Origin of the sequence: Microbacterium sp. zg-Y625 (assembly GCF_030246925.1) — a bacterium.
GTDB classification, from domain to species: Bacteria; Actinomycetota; Actinomycetes; order Actinomycetales; family Microbacteriaceae; genus Microbacterium; species Microbacterium jiangjiandongii.
Genome location: NZ_CP126740.1, coordinates 377,130 through 393,338, shown reverse-complemented (window position 1 = coordinate 393,338; position 16,209 = coordinate 377,130). Strand labels below are relative to the sequence as shown.

The following is a 16,209-nucleotide window of genomic DNA, read 5'->3' as shown; positions in this document are numbered from 1 at the left end:
CAGTCCCGGCCCCGGCCGGGCTCAGCGTGCGCGGGTGCGCGGGTCCATCGCCTCACGCAGCGACTCGCCCAGCAGGGTGAACCCGAGCGCCGTGACGGCGATGCAGATGCCGGGGAGGAACGCCAGCCACGGCGCGATGGCCAGCTCCGCCTGGGCGTAGGTGAGCATGCGGCCCCACTCCGCCGTCTCGGGGCGCCCGCCGCCGAGGCCGAGGAACGACAGCGCCGCGGCGTCGATGACGGCCGTCGCGAGGGTGAGCGTCCCCTGCACGATGACCGGGCCGACGCTGTTGGGCAGCACGTGGCTCATCGTGATGCGACCGCGGCCGAGGCCGAGGGTCTGGGCGGACAGCACGTAGTCGCTCGAGCGCTGCTGCAGCATCGAGGCACGCAGGAGCCGCGCGAAGATCGGCACCTGCGACGCTCCGATGGCGACCATCACCGCGAGCTGCGACTGACCGAGCACGGCGGCGATCGACACCGCGAGCAGCAGGGTCGGCACGGACAGCAGGATGTCGACGAAGCGCATCACGATGTTGTCGACCCAGCCGCCGAAGGTGCCGGCGATGAGCCCCAGCAGCGCGCCGCCGGCGAGGCCGATGGCGGTGGAGATCACGCCGATGAGCAGTGACGCCTGCGCACCCCAGATGAGCTTGGAGAGCACATCGCCGCCGAAGCGGTCGAGCCCGAGCGGGAACTCCGCGATCTCTCCGGGGCCGGGGATGGAGGTCGGTGTGATCGAGCGGGCGCCGGGAAGCGCCGTCTCGGGGTACGGGGCGAGCCACGGCGCGAGCACCGACACCGCGACGAAGAGGAAGATGATCGCCGCGCCGATCCAGGCGGTGGGGTTGCCCCGCAGCCGCCGGAACACGTCCCGCCAGAAGCCGCCCTGGGTCTTGGCGGCGAGCAGTTCGTGGTCGACGACGAGGTTATCGTCGACGGGTCCGCCGCTCGGGGCGGGGGGCAGGATGGCGGAACTCACGAGACCCTCACTCTCGGGTCGATGAAGCTGTACGAGATGTCCACGAGCAGGTTGATCAGCGCGTACGCGATGGCGATGAAGATGATGAAGCCCTGCAGCACGGGGAAGTCCCGGGTGAAGATCGCGCGGGAGAGGAACGACCCGATGCCAGGGAAGGCGAACACCGTCTCGGTGAGGATCGCCCCCGACAGCAGCAGGCCGACCTGCAGACCCACCGTGGTGATCACCGGGAGCATGGCGTTTCGCAGGATGAACCGGTCGCGCAGCGTCTGCCGCGACACGCCCTTCGCCTTGCCGGTGCGGACGTAGTCGGCGTTCTGCACCTCGAGCACCGAGGCCCGGGTGATGCGCACGATGATCGCGAGCGGAATGGTGCCGAGCGCGATGGCGGGCAGGAGCAGATGCAGCAGAGCGTCGCCCGCGGCATCCCATTCGCCCGTCAGCAGCCCGTCCAGCACGTAGAACCCGGTGTAGTGGGTCGCGTCGATGCGCGGGTTCTGCCGCCCGTCGCTGGGGAGCCAGCCCAGCTGCACCGCGAAGACGTACTTGAGGATGAATGCCAGGAAGAACACCGGGATCGTGATGCCGACCAGGCTGAACACGACCGCCGCGTGGTCGGTGAACTTTCCGTGGCGGCGCGCCGCCCAGTACCCGAGCGGAATGCCGATGCCGACCGCGATGATCAGCGCCAGCAGCGACAGCTCGATGGTCGCCGGGAAGCGGCGGAAGAACTCCTCGGTCACCGGGCGCGCGGTCTGCAGCGAGACGCCGAAGTCGCCGGAGAGGAGCCGCCCCATCCAGATGAGGTACTGCTCGAGGATCGGCCGGTTGAAGCCGTAGAGCTCGTTGATGCGATCGACGGCCTCAGGCGTGGCCCTCTCGCCGAGGAGGGCCACCGCGGGGCCGCCGGGCAGCGCCCGGACCCAGAAGAACAGCAGCAGGCTCAACCCGAAGAGGGTGGGGATCAGAAGCAGCAGCCTCTTACCGATGGTGCGCAGCAAGGCGTGGGTCCTTCGTCGTTTCGGCGTCGGAGTGCGGTGCGGGAGGAGGGGATGCCTCATCCCGCACCGCACATTACGGCACAGGCCGCGCTTACTCGGTCAGGACGATCTCGCTGAAGACCTCGTCGTTGACCGGGCTGGCCGGGTAGCTCTCGACCCGCGGGTCGAAGGCAAGCGTCGGCGCCGGGTGGGCCAGGGGCACGCCCGGGATGAAGGTCGCGACCATCTCGTTGATGTCCTCGTAGAGAGCCGACTGCTCCTCGAGGCTCGGGATGCCACGGGCCTCCTGCAGCGCCTGGAACAGCTCCGGGTTGTCGAAGCCCCACTCGGCCGACTGCGCTCCGAAGAACACGCCCACGAAGTTGTCGGTGTCGTTGTAGTCGCCCGTCCAGCCGAGCAGGTGGATGCCGTGCTCGGTGCCGCCGGTGATGAGGTCGAGGTAGTCGCCCCACTCGTTGGAGACCGGGTTGGTGACGACGCCGACCTCACCCAGCTGAGCCGAGAGCACGGTGAAGATCTGCTCCGGGTCCGGCATGTAGGGGCGCGAGACGTTGACGGGGTAGTTGAACGTCAGCGTGAGCGGGTTCGCCTCGGTGTAGCCGGCCTGCGCGAGCAGCTCCTCGGCCTTCGCGGGGTCGTACTCGTAGGTCGTGACGTCGCTGTTGTAGCCGTTGACGGTGTCGGGCATGAACTGCGTCGCCTTCTCGGTGCCCTCAGGGAGCACCTGGGAGATGAGCGCGTCCTTGTCGATCGCGTACGACAGCGCCTCGCGCACGACCGGGTCCTGCAGCTCGGGCACGGCCTGGTTGAAGGCGAGGTAGAGGATCGTGAACGGCGGCCGCGAGACCATCGTGAAGCCGTCCTCTTCGAGGGCGGCGGTGTCGGCGGGCCCGACGAGGTCGTAGCCGTCGATCGAGCCGGCCTCGAGCGCCTGACGGCGAGCGGTCGGGTCGTCGATCACGCGGAAGATGATCTCGTCGATCTGGCCGGTGTCACCCCAGTAGTCCTCGTTGGCGGTGAGGGTGAGCTGCTCGCCCGGCGCCCATTCCGAGAAGACGTAGGGTCCGGTGCCCGACGGGTGCCCCATGGCGTACTCCGACAGGCTCGGGGCCTCGGCGGTGCCGCCGACCTCGTCGGCTGCGAACTCCTCCATCGCGGCAGGGCTCTGCATCGAGAACGCGGGGAGCGACAGCGCGGGGATGAATCCGGCGAAGGGCTGGTTGAGCGTGACGGTCGCCGTCGTCTCGTCGTCGGCCGTGCAGGAGGCGTAGACCGCCTCTTCGGGGCTCGACGCGTAGCCGCGGAACAGCTTGTTGTAGTAGTAGCCCAGCGCTTCGCTCGCGGCCAGGCCCTCCCAGTTGTACCAGCGGTCGAAGTTGGCGCAGACGGCCTCGGCGTTGAACTCCGTGCCGTCGTGGAAGGTCACGCCCTCCTTGAGCGAGAACGTGTGCGTGAGGCCGTCCTCGGAGGACTCCCACGACTCGGCGAGCAGGGGCGCGGGGTCGGCGGTGCCGGGTTCGGTGCCGACGAGACCCTCGAAGATCTGGCGCGAGACCCGGAAGGTCTCACCGTCCTGCGCGAAGGCGGGGTCGAGGCTGGCCGGGTCGGCGGATGCGCCGAAGACGAACGTGCCGTCGACCTCGGCGTCGGTGGCGGCGTCGTCCGTGCCGGCGTCGCGCTGGCTCGAGCAGCCCGACAGCACGAGCGCGGCCAATGCCACGCCGGCGGCGGCCGTCAAGGCTCCGCGTCGGTTACGTGAATGGAGCATGGGTGGTGCACCTTCCTGGAGGCAGGGCCGCCGAACCGTTCTGGGCGACGGGTCGGCAGGTGATGATCCTCGACGCTACCGGTGCAGCGCATCCCGGTTGATTACACCTTTGTCTCGATCCTGTTTCGGCGGCGGCGGGCCGGGCGCCGGTAGCGTGGAGGCATGGCGCGCGCGAGCATCGAGGAACCGGCCCCGCAGGCACGCCTGTCCGACGGCACGATCGCCCGCATCGTGCCGTCGCGGTATGTCTCGGGCTTCGAGCTCGACGTCGACGGCACCCCGCAGTCCCACGTGGACCTCGACGATCCCACGCACCTGCATTTCGAGTACGTCGCCCGGATGGGTGCCGTGATCGACAGGCTGCGGATGCCGGGGCAGCCCCTCTCGGCGGTGCACCTGGGCGCGGGCGCGCTGACCCTCCCCCGGTACATCGAGGCGACCCGCCCGGGGTCGCGGCAGCAGGTGATCGAACTCGAGCAGGCCCTCGTCGACCTCGTGCGCGCGGAGCTGCCCCTCCCCCGTGGGGCCCAGGTGCGCGTGCGCATCGGCGACGCCCGCGCAGGTCTGGACCGGCTCCCGCCGGCCCTGCGCGGCAACGCCGACCTGCTCATCTCGGACGTCTTCGCGGGCGCCCAGACCCCCGCACACCTGACGACGGTGGAGTTCTACCGCGCGGCATCCGCCGTGCTCGCCCCCGACGGCGTGCTGCTGGTGAACGTCGCGGACGGGTCGGGCCTGGCCTTCGCCCGCCGTCAGGTGGCGACCGTGCGGGAGGTGTTCGCACACGTGATCGTGCTGGCCGAGGTGCAGCTGTTCAAAGGCCGCCGATTCGGGAACCTCGTGATCGCGGCATCGGCGTCGCCCCTTCCCACCGAGTGGCTGCCGCGGCTCATGGCCGCGGGTCCGCACCCCGCCAAGGTGGCCGAGGGCGCGGAGCTGGACGAGTTCGTCCGGGGAGCGCGGGTGGCCACCGACGCCGATTCCACCCCGTCGCCGAAGCCCGCGGCATCCGTCTTCGAGCGCTGAGGGGCTCGCGGGGGGGGGCGCTCGCCACAGCTTCGGAGAAAGCCGGTTCCTCGGAGCCAAACCGCCATCCGTCTCCGGAGACACGGAGATCTCCGAAGAACGGGCGGCGCGGGCGGGGGGGGCGGCCTCAGCAGCAGCATCCACACCACAGCTTCGGAGAAAGCCGGTTTCTCGGAGCCGAACCGCCATCCGCCTGCGAAGACACGGAGATCTCCGAAGAACGGGCGGCGCCGGCGGGGGGCGGCATCAGCAGCAGCATCCACACCACAGCTTCGGAGAAAGCCGGTTCCTCGGAGCCAACCTGAGATCCGGGCCCGAGAAAGCGTAGATCCCCGAAGAACGGGCGGGCACCGCACGCCGGGCGGGGGTCGAAACGGGCGGATGCCGGGACCGGATGCCGCGCGCGCGGCGTGCCCTCGGGCGGCTTTCGCCTCGGCGGGTGACACTGGACAGCGCGAGCCGCGCACGGAAGGAATCGATCGTGAGCTACATCCTCGGATACGACCCGGACACGCTGCGCGAGCAGGTGGATCCGGACCGCTGCCAGGAGCGCCTCGACGAGATCGGCGAGCAGCGGAGCCTGGCGGCGCTGCTGGAGCGCGTGTGGCTGCTGAAGGTGCTCGACCGCCTCGACGAGGCGCTGCTCATCTCCGAGCAGTCAGTGCGACTGGCGCGCATGGCGGGCACCCGCAAGGACCTGTTGCGCGCCCGCGTGCTGCATGCGACGGTGCTGCAGTTCCGGGGCGCCTACGCCGCCGCCGAGCAGGAGCTGACGACGTGCGCCCAAGAGGCGGACGGGCAAGGATGGGCGGCGGTCGGCGCCTTCGCCTACCAGCACCGCGGCAAGGTGCACTTCGACGCCGGGGACTTCGTCTCGGCCCGCGCGGACTTCAAGCGCGCCCTGTTCCTCCGCCAGGAGGCAGGAGCCCCCGAGGACCAGCTCGAGTCCACACTCCTGGCGATCGACGCCGCAGAGCGACGCCGCGGCCGGGTGCTCACGGCCTGAGTGTCGTAGGTACGTTCTACTCTTCGGTCATGTCGGACCTGCAAGACGTGCGCCGCATGGCGCAGCAGCTCATCGCCCTCCACCTCGACGACTCGTGGTCGTTCGTGTTCGACCACGCGAAGCGACGAGCGGGGCTGTGCAACTACGGCGAGAAGCGCATCAGCGTCTCGCGCTACCTCTCCGCCCGCTATGACGACGAGACCAACCGGCAGACGCTGCTGCACGAGGTCGCCCACGCCCTCGCCGGCGCGGCGGCCGGTCACGGTGCGACCTGGCGGCGCACCGCCCGGCACATCGGCTACTCCGGCGGCACCACCCACCACGGTGAGCCCGCGAACGACCTGGCCCCCTGGGTCGGAGTGTGCCCGGCCGGCCACACCGCCTACCGGCACCGGCGCGTCACCCGCGCCACGTCGTGTGCGAAGTGCGCGCCGACCTTCGACGAGCGGTTCCTGTTCCAGTGGCGGCGGCGGGAGATCACCCCCGCCACGCGACTCGCGGCGCTCACGCCGCGCTGACCCGGCGGCGCTCAGTACCGCTCGAAGACGCCCGCCCGCAGCACGGGCACGACGTCCACGGCGTCCAGTTCGGCAGCCCCGCGCACCTCGTCGCCACGGCCGCGCTCGAGCAGCTCCTGCCCTGAGCCACTGGCCGTGAGAAGGTGACGCACGGCACCGCGCAGGCCCCGCAACGCCTCGCAGGCGGCCGCCGCCTCGGGCGAGGAGTGGTCGAGCCCCCGCAGGGCCAGGGCGTCGATCACGGCGCCCGCCCCCAGCTGGTCCTCGACCGCGAAGCGCAGCGGCGCCCCCGGATCGGCGCCCGCGAGCTCTCCCGCCGCGAGCACGGCGACGCTCGTCCGCGCGCCCCGGCGCATCTGCTCGGCCAGCACGGCATCGGCCACCGCCGACGCGTTGCGCAGGCACCCGAGCAGCACCGTGGTGCCGGTCGAGGCCAGCGCACCGGCGAGCGCCGCCCCGTTCCACGAGCCCGCGTGCGCCGCCTCGGCGAGGGATACGGACTCCCCCGCCGCCACCCGATCGGCGACGGTGGTGCAGAACCGCAGCACGTCGACGACGACGGTGACGTCCGCCGGCTCCAACCGCCGCCGCCCGGCATCCCCCCACTCGAAGCGCACCTGGTAGCGGGACTGGTCGAACGGGTTGGGCATCGCTCCAGGCTACGCGTCGGTGCGACGCCCCAGCACGGGCGCGAGCGCCAGCGCGAGGCCCAGCACGTTGCGCGCGCCCCGCTGCAGCTCGCCGATCGTGAGCCCGTCGGGGCGGGCGAGCGACTGCAGGATCGTCTCGTCCGCATACGCCTGCGGGCCGTCTGCCGTCTTCACGCCGCCGGGCATGAGCACGTCCACCTGGGCGCGCACCCGGTAGGCGTTGTCCTCGAGCGCGGGGAAGTCGGGATCGACGGCATCCTCCATCCACCAGTCGGTGATGACGCAGCCGGTGTAGCCCCACTCATCGCGCAGGATCGTCGTCACCAGGTCGTGGTGGTAGTGCGACCACACGCCGTTGACCTTGTTGTACGAGGTCATGATGGTGCGCGGCTCGGCCTCGGCGACGCACAGCTCGAAGCCGCGCAGGTAGATCTCCCGCAGCGCCCGCTCCGACACACGGGAGTCGTTGCGGGTGCGGTTGGTCTCCTGGTTGTTGGCGGCGAAGTGCTTCGGGCACGCCGAGACGCCGACCGACTGCACGCCCTGCACGATGGCGGCACCGAAGCGTCCGGTGACCAGCGGATCCTCCGAGAAGTACTCGAAGTTGCGGCCGCACAGGGGGTCGCGGTGGATGTTCATGCCGGGGCTCAGCAGCACGTCCGAGCCCTTCTGCAGCATCTCCTGGCCGTGCAGGGCCGCGAGCTCGCGCACGAGCGGGGCGTTCCACGTCGACGCGAGCGCGGTGCCCGAGGGCAGCAGCGAGGCGTAGGCCGACAGGCGCAGGCCGCTCGGACCGTCGGTGGTCGTGATCGGGGGCACGCCCTTGGCGCGGAGCGACTCGGACACCCCACCGAGCACGCCCGCGTTGCCGGGGGCACCCAGCGGGCTGTGCATGGTCACGTCGCCGCGGGCGAGGAGCGACAGCTCCTCTGCCGTCAGCTGCGCGATGAAGTCGTCGAGGGTCGCCGTGCCGCCCGCGACGTCGTCGAGGGTGATGCCGCGGTCGCCCGTCATGGGGATCTCGGCGGGCAGACCCGCGAGCACCCGCTCGCGGCGGTCGACGGCCGCCAGCGGCACGTCCTCCCATGCCACGACGGCGGCGCCCGACGCGTCACGGGCGAGCGTCATGCGCGAGAACGGCTCCCGGGCGGCGGCGGCCTCGGCCACCTGCCGCACGACCCGCAGGTCGTCGATCGGCACGGTGAGGGCGAGGGATGCCGAGCGCACGTCGGTGCCGACGAAGACGCCGTGATCGCCGGGTTCCAGCACGAAGGCGCTGCGGTGACCGGTGACCCCGGAGTCGTCGTACGACGCCACGTCGGCGAGGCGGAATTCCAGCGTCAACCGCTCGGACTCCCCCGGCGCCAGCAGGCGCGTCTTCGCGAACGCGGCGAGCGACCGGGCGGGCTTGCCGAGGCGCCCGTCGGGAGCGGCGACGTAGGCCTGCACCGTCTCCTTGCCACTGAAGGTCGCATCGGTGTTGCGCACCTCGACGGTCACCCGCACGGGCGCGGCATCGCTCGTCGCGGCATCCGTCGTCGCTTCGACGACCGTGACATCGAACGCGGCGTAGCCGAGGCCGAACCCGAAGGGGAACTGCACCCGGTCCTGGGCGAACGTCTCGAAGTAGCGGTAGCCGACGAAGACATCCTCGGCGTAGACGTTGACGTCGGGGTCGCCGAAGTAGGGCGCGCTGGGGTAGTCCTCGTACGAGAGGGCGATCGTGTCGGTGAGCTTGCCGCTGGGGGCGATCTCGCCCGCCAGCACGGCCGCGACGGCGCGCGCACCTTCCATGCCACCCTGCCAGGCGTACAGCACGGCGCCGATGCGCTCGCCGTAGCCGTCCAGCCACGACAGGTCCATGACGTTGCCGGCGTCGATCACCACGACCGTGCGGGCGAACGACGCCGTGACGAGGTCGAGCATCGTGCGCTCGTCGTCGGTGAGGTAGAAGCTCCCCGGCTCCCGCACGCTCTCGCGCGCCTCGCCGGCCGCGCGGCCGATGACGACGACCGCGGTGTCGGCGCGCGTTGCGGCGGATGCGACGACGTCGGCATCGAGCGGCATCTCGGGGAAGTGGTGGGGCCACTGGCCCCACGTGCCCTCGTACGAGGGCCGGTTCGCCGCCGTCCACGCCGCGTAGTGGTCGGCGACCTCGCCGTCGACCTGCACCCCCGCATCGCGCAGACCCGCCAGGAGGTTCCAGACGTAGGGCACCTTCACGTCGCCGCCGGAGCCGTAGCCGACGGCGAACCAGTCGATCTGCACGCGACCGAACACCGCGACCGAGCGCTCGGCACCGAGGGGCAGCACGCCGTCGTTGCGCAGCAGCACCACACCCTCGGCCGCGGCCTGGCGGGCCACACGCGCAAGCTCCGGGTCGAGCGTCGGATCGGTGTCCAGCAGCAGCGCCGAGATCTGGGCGACCGACTCGACGGGGGGCTGCGCGTGGGAGCGGTCGCCGGACTCGGTGGCGGGATTGGTGGGCATCAGTGTCCTCAGGATCGCATCATGGCGTGGGAGCGCTCCCACAACGTCTGGTGGAAGACTACCCGAATGCGCATCATGTTGAAGGTGATTCTGGACTGCGACGCCGACGCCGCGTGGCGGGCGCTGCACTCCCCCCGGGCGGTGGCCGAGCTCTACGGCCCGCTCCTCGAGATGACGCCGATGGATGCCGGGGGCCTGCCGACCCGGCTGGAGTCGGGAGCCGACGTACCGGTGCAGCTGCGCGCGGCCGGGGTGGGCCTCGGGCAGCAGCTCATCCACGTGAGCGATCGCCGTGCGGAGGACGCGCGGGGCGAGGTGCGGATCCTGCGCGACAGCGGCATCCCCCTCACCGGACCCCTCTCGGCCCTGGATGTCTGGGACCACCAGATGGCGGTCTCGCCGGCACCCGGCGACCCCGACCGCACGCTCTGGCGCGAGCGCCTGGTGATCGGGGGAGCGGCTGCTCCCGCGCTCTGGCCGGTGCTCTGGACCGTCTGGCAGTGGCGGGCGGCGCGCCTGCGCACGCTGGCGCGCACGTGGGCCTTCGACCCGCCCGCGGCCGAGGCCCCCGCCACCGAGGCCTGACGCCTTACTCCGCGAGGGCGGCGACGGGCGCCACGCGGGTGGCGAGGCGCGTGGGCACCACGGCCGCCACGAGGGTCAGCACGGCGGTCGCGGCCACCACCACGAGCACCGGCAGCAGCGGCACCGCCGGGGCGATGAAGGTCGGCGCCTCCCACGCGGGCGGGATCCGCACCGAGCCGAGCACCGACTGGGCACCCACCCAGCCGTAGGCCACCCCGAGCAGCAGCCCGAAGGCCAGCGCCGTCACCGTGACATGGGCGGCCTCCAGCAGCACCATCCGCCGCACCTGGCCGGCGCTGAGGCCCAGGGCACGCAGCAGCCCCAGCTCCCGCCGCCGCTGCACGACCCCGATGGTCAGCAGGTTCACCAGGCCCACCCCGGCGATCACGGCACTGACCCCCACCAGCGCCATCATCACGGCCGCGAACGAATCCATCATCCCCGCGAACGCCGGATCCACCTCGCCGCCGGCCGAAACGGCGACCAACGTCTTCACGGACTCGGCCGCCACCGCGAACATCGTCACGAGCGCCACGCCCATCACCACGCCGATCGCCATGCGGCTGGAACGCTCGGGGTACCGGAGCGCATTCTCGGCAGCGAGCCGTGCGGGCACCGACCGCCCGAACGCTCGCGCGCTCAGTCGCAGGAGCGGTGGCATCACCGCAGGTGCGGCGAGGGTGAGCCCCGTGAACGACAGCAGCCCGCCGGCGAAGGACACCACGACGCCCAGCGGCGTGACGAACCCGGTGACGACGCCGAGTGCCAGCAGCGCCGCGCCCAGGCCCAGCAGAGTGAATGCCGCGACGCTGCGGCCGCGTCGGCGGGCGACCTGCTCGCGCGTCGCCTCGACCGATCCGCCGAGCGCCTGCAGCGGCGTGACCGCCAGCACACGACGGGAGCCCGCCCACGCCGCCGCCCAGGTGGTCAGCGCCACCGCGATCGCCGGGAGCAGCAGTACGGGCTCGGCAACGACGTAGGAGCTGTCGACGCCGACCAGCCGGTCGAGCACCGGCACCGCCGCGATGCACGCGGCCGTCCCGAGCACCAGTCCGGCGAACGCGCCGAGCGCGCCGACGATGAGGCCCTGTCCGGCCACCTCCGCGCGCTGCGCGCGTGCCGAGGCGCCGATCAGCCGCATCAGTGCGATGGAGCGCGTGCGGCCCGCCACGATCGTCGCGAACGTGTTGGCGGTGACCATCGCGCCCACATACACCGCCACGCCCGTCAGCAGCACGCTCAGGATGCCGATGACGATCGCGAGCGTCTCGGAGTCGCCGAAGTACGGGTCGGAGCGCAGCACCGCGGCGAGGTACCCCGTGGCCGTCAGCAGCGCGACGCCGAACGCGGCCGAGATCGCCGCGACCAGCACGGTGGCGCCCATGCCCCGCTCCCGCAGCCAGGCCAGACGACCGGATGCCGGCCGCGATGCGGGCGCGATCCCGCGTCCTGCGGCCGGGCGATCCGCCACGCCTGCGGGCTCGACGAGCGCGGTCATGACCGCACCCCGGCGCCGGCGCCGGCGCCGGCGATTTCGGCGGCCAGCATGAAAGCCGAGATCTCCTCGGCGGTCTGCCGGGGCTTGTCGGCGACGATGCGGCCGTCGGCCAGGTGCAGCACGCGGTCGGCGTGGGAGGCTGCGACGGGGTCGTGCGTCACCATGGCTATCGACTGACCGTGCGAGCGCGCGGCCGTGGCCAGGAGCGCCAGCACCTCGCGGCCGCTGCGCGAGTCGAGGTTGCCGGTCGGCTCGTCGGCGAAGACGAGATCGGGGGCGGTCGCCAGCGCCCGCGCAATGGCGACGCGCTGCTGCTGACCGCCCGAGAGCTCATGCGGGCGGTGGCCGAGTCGGGCGCCGAGCCCGAGCGTCTGGACAAGGCCGTCGATGCGGGCACGCTCGACGGCGCTCGGCCGCCGGCCGTCGAGGTCGAACGGCAGCAGGATGTTGCCGATGGCGTCGAGGGTGGGAACCAGGTTGAACGCCTGGAAGACGAAGCCGACGCGCCGGCGGCGCAGCACCGTCAGCTCCAGGTCGCTCAGCCCGGTGATCTCGGTGTCGCCGATCCAGGCGCGCCCGGCGGTCGCGGCATCCAGCCCCGCCATGATGTGCATGAGCGTGGACTTGCCCGAGCCGCTCGGGCCCATGATCGCGGTGAACTCGCCCCGGCGGATGCCGACGTTCACGCCGTCGAGGGCGCGCACCGCAGTGCCGCCCTCGCCGTAGGTCTTGGTGAGGCCCTGCACGCGGGCGGCGAGCCCGAGCTCTGTCGTGGTGATCTCCATGCCATCGACGCTACGGACGCGCTCCCCTGCGCCGCGTCGGCCGCGCGGCTGCTGCCGCATACATCGCGAGGATGATCCGGCGTCAGACCAGACCGTGCTCGAACGCGAAGACCACCAGCTGCACGCGGTCGCGCAGGCCCAGCTTCGCGAGGATGCGACTGATGTGGGTCTTCACCGTCGCCTCGGAGAGGAACTCCCGACCGGCGATCTCGGCGTTGCTGAGCCCCCGGGCGGCGAGCGCGAAGATCTCCTTCTCGCGATCGGTGAGCGAGGCGAACTGCGGCGGCACGGGCCGCGTCGGCTCGGCGAAGTGGGCGAAGAGGTCACGCGTGGCCGAGGCCGCGATGACGGCCGAGCCGGCGTGCACCGAGCGGATCGCGGCGAGGAGGAACTCCGGCTCGGCGTCCTTCAGGAGAAAGCCGCTCGCCCCCTGCCGGATGGCGCGCGCTGCGGCCTCGTCGAGGTCGAAGGTCGTGAGCATGACGATCCGCGGCGGCTCGCCGTCGAACACCGGGTCCACCAGCAGCTGCGCGGTCGCCGTCAGCCCGTCCATCACCGGCATCCGGATGTCCATCAGCACGACGTCCGGCCGCGTGTGCCGGATGATTCCGATCGCTTCCTGCCCGTCGGAGGCCTCTCCGACGACCTCGAGGTCGGGCTGGGAGTCGACGAGCATGCGGATGCCGGCGCGGAACAGCGCCTGGTCGTCGACGAGCACGACCCGGATGGGCGCGCTCATGACGCGCGGCCGATCGGGATCGTGGCGCTCACCACGAAGGATCCGTCTTCGGCGGCGGCGTCGAGTGTGCCGCCGACGAGCAGCGCGCGCTCGCGCATGCCGATCAGACCGTGCCCGCGGACCGGTTCGTCGGGTGCCACCGAGTCGGGAAGGGGATTCTGGACGTGCAACGTCACCCGGTCAGGATGCCACGCCAGCCGCACGGTCACAGAACCGCCGCTGCCATGGCGCAGCGCGTTGGTGAGGGCCTCCTGCAGAATGCGGTACACCGCCAGCTGGATCGCCGCGGGCGGAATGCCCTGCGGCGTCGGCTCCACGTCGACACGCAGGTCGACACCCGCCGAGCGCACCTGGGCGTACAGCTCCTCGAGGTCGGCGATCGTCGGCTGCGGCCCCTCGCCCTGGCTGTGACGCAACTGCGTCAGCAGCAGGCGCACGTCCGACAGCGCCGAGCGGGCGGTGGTCGCGATGGTGCCGAGCGCTGCGGTGGCCGCCTGCGGATCGGCCGCGGCGGCGTAGCGGGCGCCGTCGGCCTGTGCGATGACGACGGCGAGCGAGTGGGCGACGACGTCGTGCATGTCGCGGGCGATGCGCACCCGCTCCTGCTCGGTGACGGTCTCGGCCTCGGCCGCTTCCTGCGCCTTGCGGTTCTCGCGGGCACGGATGCCGGTGCGCACCAGGGCGCCGATGGTCCACCACAGTCCCAGCCCGAACGCCGCAGCGATGAGCAGGGCGACGGCGGTGGGCAGGTTCGACCAGCTGAGGGTGTTGAACCCCGGCAGCGGGCCGAACAGGTAGACGGTGATCACGACGGCGCCGAGGATCGACGAGGCGAGCCCGGCCCAGAACACCCGCCGCGACCCATAGGCGGCGGTGGCGTACAGGACGGCGAAGATGGCGATGTCGGCGAAACCCGGCGGGCGCAGGAACCCCATCTGCAGGATGGCGCCGGCCCAGGCCACGCCCAGCGCGAGGGCGGGCGAGATTCGGCGCACCGCCAGCGCGGTCGCCATGAGCAGGACCAGCAACGTCGAGGACAGGGTCGCGTACGCGTCGGTCGAGGAGCTCACGAGTTCGTACGGCAGCGCGACGAGGGCGAAGAGCCCCGCGACGATGACGTCGACGACGATCTGATAGGGCTTCAGGACTCGGAACACCCCTCGACGCTACGGGAGGCGCGGGGGCCTCGCGTCCGCCGCGGGATGTATCCCGCCGCCCCCACCCCGCGCTGCTCGAGTGTCACGAATGGCGGATGCCGCGGACGAGGACTGTGCGCACGCGACACCGGAACAGCGCGATGGGGTCGACGCGGGCACCAGCCGCCGCCCGTGGCCCCGCGCTGCTCGAGTGTCACGAATGGCGGGTGCCGCGGACGAGGACTGTGCGCATGCGACACCGGAACAGCGCGATGCGACACCGGAACAGCGCCACGCGACACCGGAACAGCGCGACGCGACACCGGAACCGCGCGGTGCGGGCGGGGCAGCGTCCAGTAGCATCGCCGTACCGGAGACCGGTCGACGAGGACCGACGCCCCGGCACAGCACGCGCTGCGCCGGCATCCGTCCGTCCCCTCGCCGCCGCCGGCCCGTCGAAGCCGACAACGCGGCTCCGACCCGACGCGGATGCCACACCCCGGCATCCGGAAAGGACAGGACGTGACCGACATCCTCGACCACTGGGTCTCCGGCAGCACCTGGGCGGGCACCGCCACCCGCACCGCCCCCGTCTACGATCCCGCCCGTGGAATCGTGCGCCGCGAGGTGCGCCTGGCCACCGCCGCCGACGTCGACGCCGTGGTCGCCGCGGCATCCGACGCCTGGCAGGACTGGCGGGATGCCTCGATCGCCCGGCGTACCGCCGTGATGTTCGCGTTCCGAGAGCTGCTGAACGCCCGCAAGGACGAGCTGGCGCACATCCTGACCGCCGAGCACGGCAAGGTGCTCTCCGACGCGCACGGCGAGATCGCCCGGGGCATGGAGGTCGTGGAGTTCGCGTGCGGGCTCGGGCACCTCACCAAGGGCGCGTACTCGGAGAACGCCTCCGGCGGTGTCGACGTCTACACGCTCCGCCAGAGCCTCGGGGTCGTCGGCATCATCAGCCCTTTCAACTTTCCCGCGATGGTGCCCCTGTGGTTCTTCTCGGTGGCGATCGCCGCCGGCAACGCCGTCGTGCTCAAGCCCAGCGAGAAGGACCCGACGGCGGCGAACTGGCTGGCCGCGCTGATGCGCGAGGCCGGCCTGCCCGACGGCGTCTTCAACGTCGTGCACGGCGACAAGGAGGCCGTCGACGCGCTGCTCGTGCACCCCGACGTGCGGGCGATCTCCTTCGTCGGCTCCACCCCCATCGCGCAGTATGTGTACGAGACCGCGACGGGCCAGGGCAAGCGGGTGCAGGCATTCGGCGGCGCCAAGAACCACATGCTCGTGCTCCCCGACGCCGACCTCGACCTCGTCGCCGACGCGGCCGTCAACGCCGGGTTCGGCTCTGCCGGCGAGCGCTGCATGGCCGTGTCGGTGGTGCTGGCGGTCGACTCGGTCGCCGACGACCTCGTGGACAAGGTGCGCGAGCGCATGGCGACGCTGCGCACCGGCGACGGGCTGCGCGGCTGCGACATGGGTCCGCTCATCACCGGCGCCCACCGCGACCGCGTCGCGTCATACATCGAGCGCGCCCCGGCCGACGGCGCCACGGTCGTCGTCGACGGCCGCGGCGTCGAAGCCGACGGCGATCCCGACGGGTTCTGGCTCGGGCCCACCCTCATCGACCGCGTGCCGACGACCTCCTCGGTGTACCGCGACGAGATCTTCGGCCCGGTGCTGTCGATCGTGCGCGTCTCCGGCTACGAGGAGGGACTCGAGGTCATCAACGCCAGCCCGTACGGCAACGGCACGGCGATCTTCACCAACGACGGCGGTGCCGCTCGGCGCTTCCAGCGTGAGGCCCAGGTGGGGATGATCGGGATCAACGTGCCGATCCCGGTGCCGGTGGCCTACCACTCCTTCGGGGGATGGAAGGCGTCGCACTTCGGGGATGCCAAGGCGTACGGCCCGCACGGGTTCGACTTCTTCACCTCGGAGAAGGCGATCACCAGCCGCTGGCTCGACCCCTCCCACGGCGGCCTCAACCTCGGGTTTCCGCAGCACGACTGACCGTGCCGCG

At 71.8% G+C, this 16,209-nt stretch carries 14 protein-coding genes; 5 read left to right on the top strand and 9 right to left on the bottom strand.

The window, feature by feature from the left end; translation table 11 throughout:
* Positions 1-21: 21 nt before the first annotated feature.
* The 3 genes from QNO14_RS01750 to QNO14_RS01740 form a co-directional block, all read right to left on the bottom strand.
* Positions 22-981, bottom strand: a complete 960-nt coding sequence (locus QNO14_RS01750) for an ABC transporter permease (RefSeq protein ID WP_374114013.1) — start codon at positions 979-981, stop codon at positions 22-24.
* On the bottom strand, positions 978-1,982 hold the full coding sequence (locus tag QNO14_RS01745; protein WP_257495779.1) for an ABC transporter permease: 1,005 nt from the start codon (positions 1,980-1,982) through the stop codon (positions 978-980). Before QNO14_RS01745 ends, QNO14_RS01750 begins: the two co-directional genes overlap by 4 nt.
* A gap of 91 nt (positions 1,983-2,073) precedes the next feature.
* Positions 2,074-3,750, bottom strand: coding sequence for an ABC transporter substrate-binding protein (locus tag QNO14_RS01740; protein ID WP_257506857.1), 1,677 nt, complete (start codon positions 3,748-3,750; stop codon positions 2,074-2,076).
* A gap of 162 nt (positions 3,751-3,912) precedes the next feature.
* On the opposite strand from QNO14_RS01740, the gene QNO14_RS01735 reads away from it, so the two are divergent.
* The 3 genes from QNO14_RS01735 to QNO14_RS01725 all read left to right on the top strand — a co-directional run bounded on the left by QNO14_RS01735 (position 3,913) and on the right by QNO14_RS01725 (position 6,300).
* On the top strand, positions 3,913-4,776 hold the full coding sequence (locus tag QNO14_RS01735; RefSeq protein ID WP_257495777.1) for a spermidine synthase: 864 nt from the start codon (positions 3,913-3,915) through the stop codon (positions 4,774-4,776).
* Between the two features lie 481 nt (positions 4,777-5,257).
* Complete coding sequence (locus QNO14_RS01730) at positions 5,258-5,782, top strand: hypothetical protein (protein WP_257495776.1); 525 nt, start codon at positions 5,258-5,260, stop codon at positions 5,780-5,782.
* Between the two features lie 29 nt (positions 5,783-5,811).
* A complete protein-coding gene (locus tag QNO14_RS01725; protein ID WP_257506858.1) occupies positions 5,812-6,300 on the top strand; it encodes a SprT-like domain-containing protein in 489 nt (162 codons plus the stop codon).
* Positions 6,301-6,311: 11 nt separating this feature from the next.
* Here the strand turns inward: QNO14_RS01725 and QNO14_RS01720 are convergent, their stop codons facing one another.
* Complete coding sequence (locus QNO14_RS01720; protein WP_257506859.1) at positions 6,312-6,950, bottom strand: 2-phosphosulfolactate phosphatase; 639 nt, start codon at positions 6,948-6,950, stop codon at positions 6,312-6,314.
* Positions 6,951-6,959: 9 nt separating this feature from the next.
* Positions 6,960-9,440, bottom strand: coding sequence for a glycoside hydrolase family 3 protein (locus QNO14_RS01715; RefSeq protein ID WP_257506860.1), 2,481 nt, complete (start codon positions 9,438-9,440; stop codon positions 6,960-6,962).
* Between the two features lie 66 nt (positions 9,441-9,506).
* On the opposite strand from QNO14_RS01715, the gene QNO14_RS01710 reads away from it, so the two are divergent.
* Positions 9,507-10,025 (top strand): hypothetical protein, encoded by a 519-nt coding sequence (locus QNO14_RS01710; RefSeq protein ID WP_257506861.1) that lies wholly within the window; start codon positions 9,507-9,509, stop codon positions 10,023-10,025.
* Between the two features lie 4 nt (positions 10,026-10,029).
* Here QNO14_RS01710 and QNO14_RS01705 read toward each other — a convergent pair whose 3' ends face one another.
* The 4 genes from QNO14_RS01705 to QNO14_RS01690 form a co-directional block, all read right to left on the bottom strand.
* The gene (locus QNO14_RS01705) at positions 10,030-11,523 is read right to left on the bottom strand and encodes an ABC transporter permease (protein WP_374114014.1); all 1,494 of its coding nucleotides are present in this window, start codon (positions 11,521-11,523) and stop codon (positions 10,030-10,032) included.
* A complete protein-coding gene (locus QNO14_RS01700) occupies positions 11,520-12,308 on the bottom strand; it encodes an ABC transporter ATP-binding protein (protein WP_257506862.1) in 789 nt (262 codons plus the stop codon). Before QNO14_RS01700 ends, QNO14_RS01705 begins: the two co-directional genes overlap by 4 nt.
* An 82-nt stretch (positions 12,309-12,390) precedes the next feature.
* Entirely contained in the window at positions 12,391-13,047 is a 657-nt protein-coding gene (locus QNO14_RS01695; protein ID WP_257495770.1) for a response regulator, read from the bottom strand.
* Positions 13,044-14,204, bottom strand: a complete 1,161-nt coding sequence (locus QNO14_RS01690) for a sensor histidine kinase (RefSeq protein WP_257495769.1) — start codon at positions 14,202-14,204, stop codon at positions 13,044-13,046. The genes QNO14_RS01695 and QNO14_RS01690 overlap by 4 nt, the downstream gene beginning before the upstream one ends.
* A gap of 501 nt (positions 14,205-14,705) precedes the next feature.
* On the opposite strand from QNO14_RS01690, the gene QNO14_RS01685 reads away from it, so the two are divergent.
* The gene (locus QNO14_RS01685; protein WP_434543513.1) at positions 14,706-16,199 is read left to right on the top strand and encodes a CoA-acylating methylmalonate-semialdehyde dehydrogenase; all 1,494 of its coding nucleotides are present in this window, start codon (positions 14,706-14,708) and stop codon (positions 16,197-16,199) included.
* Positions 16,200-16,209 lie beyond the last annotated feature (10 nt).

What these genes read in the sequence shown, in the direction of transcription:
- QNO14_RS01715 (WP_257506860.1), bottom strand. Translation starts at nt 9,440, where the DNA reads ATGCCCACCAATCCCGCCACCGAGTCCGGCGACCGCTCCCACGCGCAG.
- QNO14_RS01705 (WP_374114014.1), bottom strand. Translation starts at nt 11,523, where the DNA reads ATGACCGCGCTCGTCGAGCCCGCAGGCGTGGCGGATCGCCCGGCCGCA.
- QNO14_RS01695 (WP_257495770.1), bottom strand. Translation starts at nt 13,047, where the DNA reads ATGAGCGCGCCCATCCGGGTCGTGCTCGTCGACGACCAGGCGCTGTTC.
- QNO14_RS01740 (WP_257506857.1), bottom strand. Translation starts at nt 3,750, where the DNA reads ATGCTCCATTCACGTAACCGACGCGGAGCCTTGACGGCCGCCGCCGGC.
- QNO14_RS01700 (WP_257506862.1), bottom strand. Translation starts at nt 12,308, where the DNA reads ATGGAGATCACCACGACAGAGCTCGGGCTCGCCGCCCGCGTGCAGGGC.
- QNO14_RS01720 (WP_257506859.1), bottom strand. Translation starts at nt 6,950, where the DNA reads ATGCCCAACCCGTTCGACCAGTCCCGCTACCAGGTGCGCTTCGAGTGG.
- QNO14_RS01735 (WP_257495777.1), top strand. Translation starts at nt 3,913, where the DNA reads ATGGCGCGCGCGAGCATCGAGGAACCGGCCCCGCAGGCACGCCTGTCC.
- QNO14_RS01710 (WP_257506861.1), top strand. Translation starts at nt 9,507, where the DNA reads ATGCGCATCATGTTGAAGGTGATTCTGGACTGCGACGCCGACGCCGCG.
- QNO14_RS01725 (WP_257506858.1), top strand. Translation starts at nt 5,812, where the DNA reads ATGTCGGACCTGCAAGACGTGCGCCGCATGGCGCAGCAGCTCATCGCC.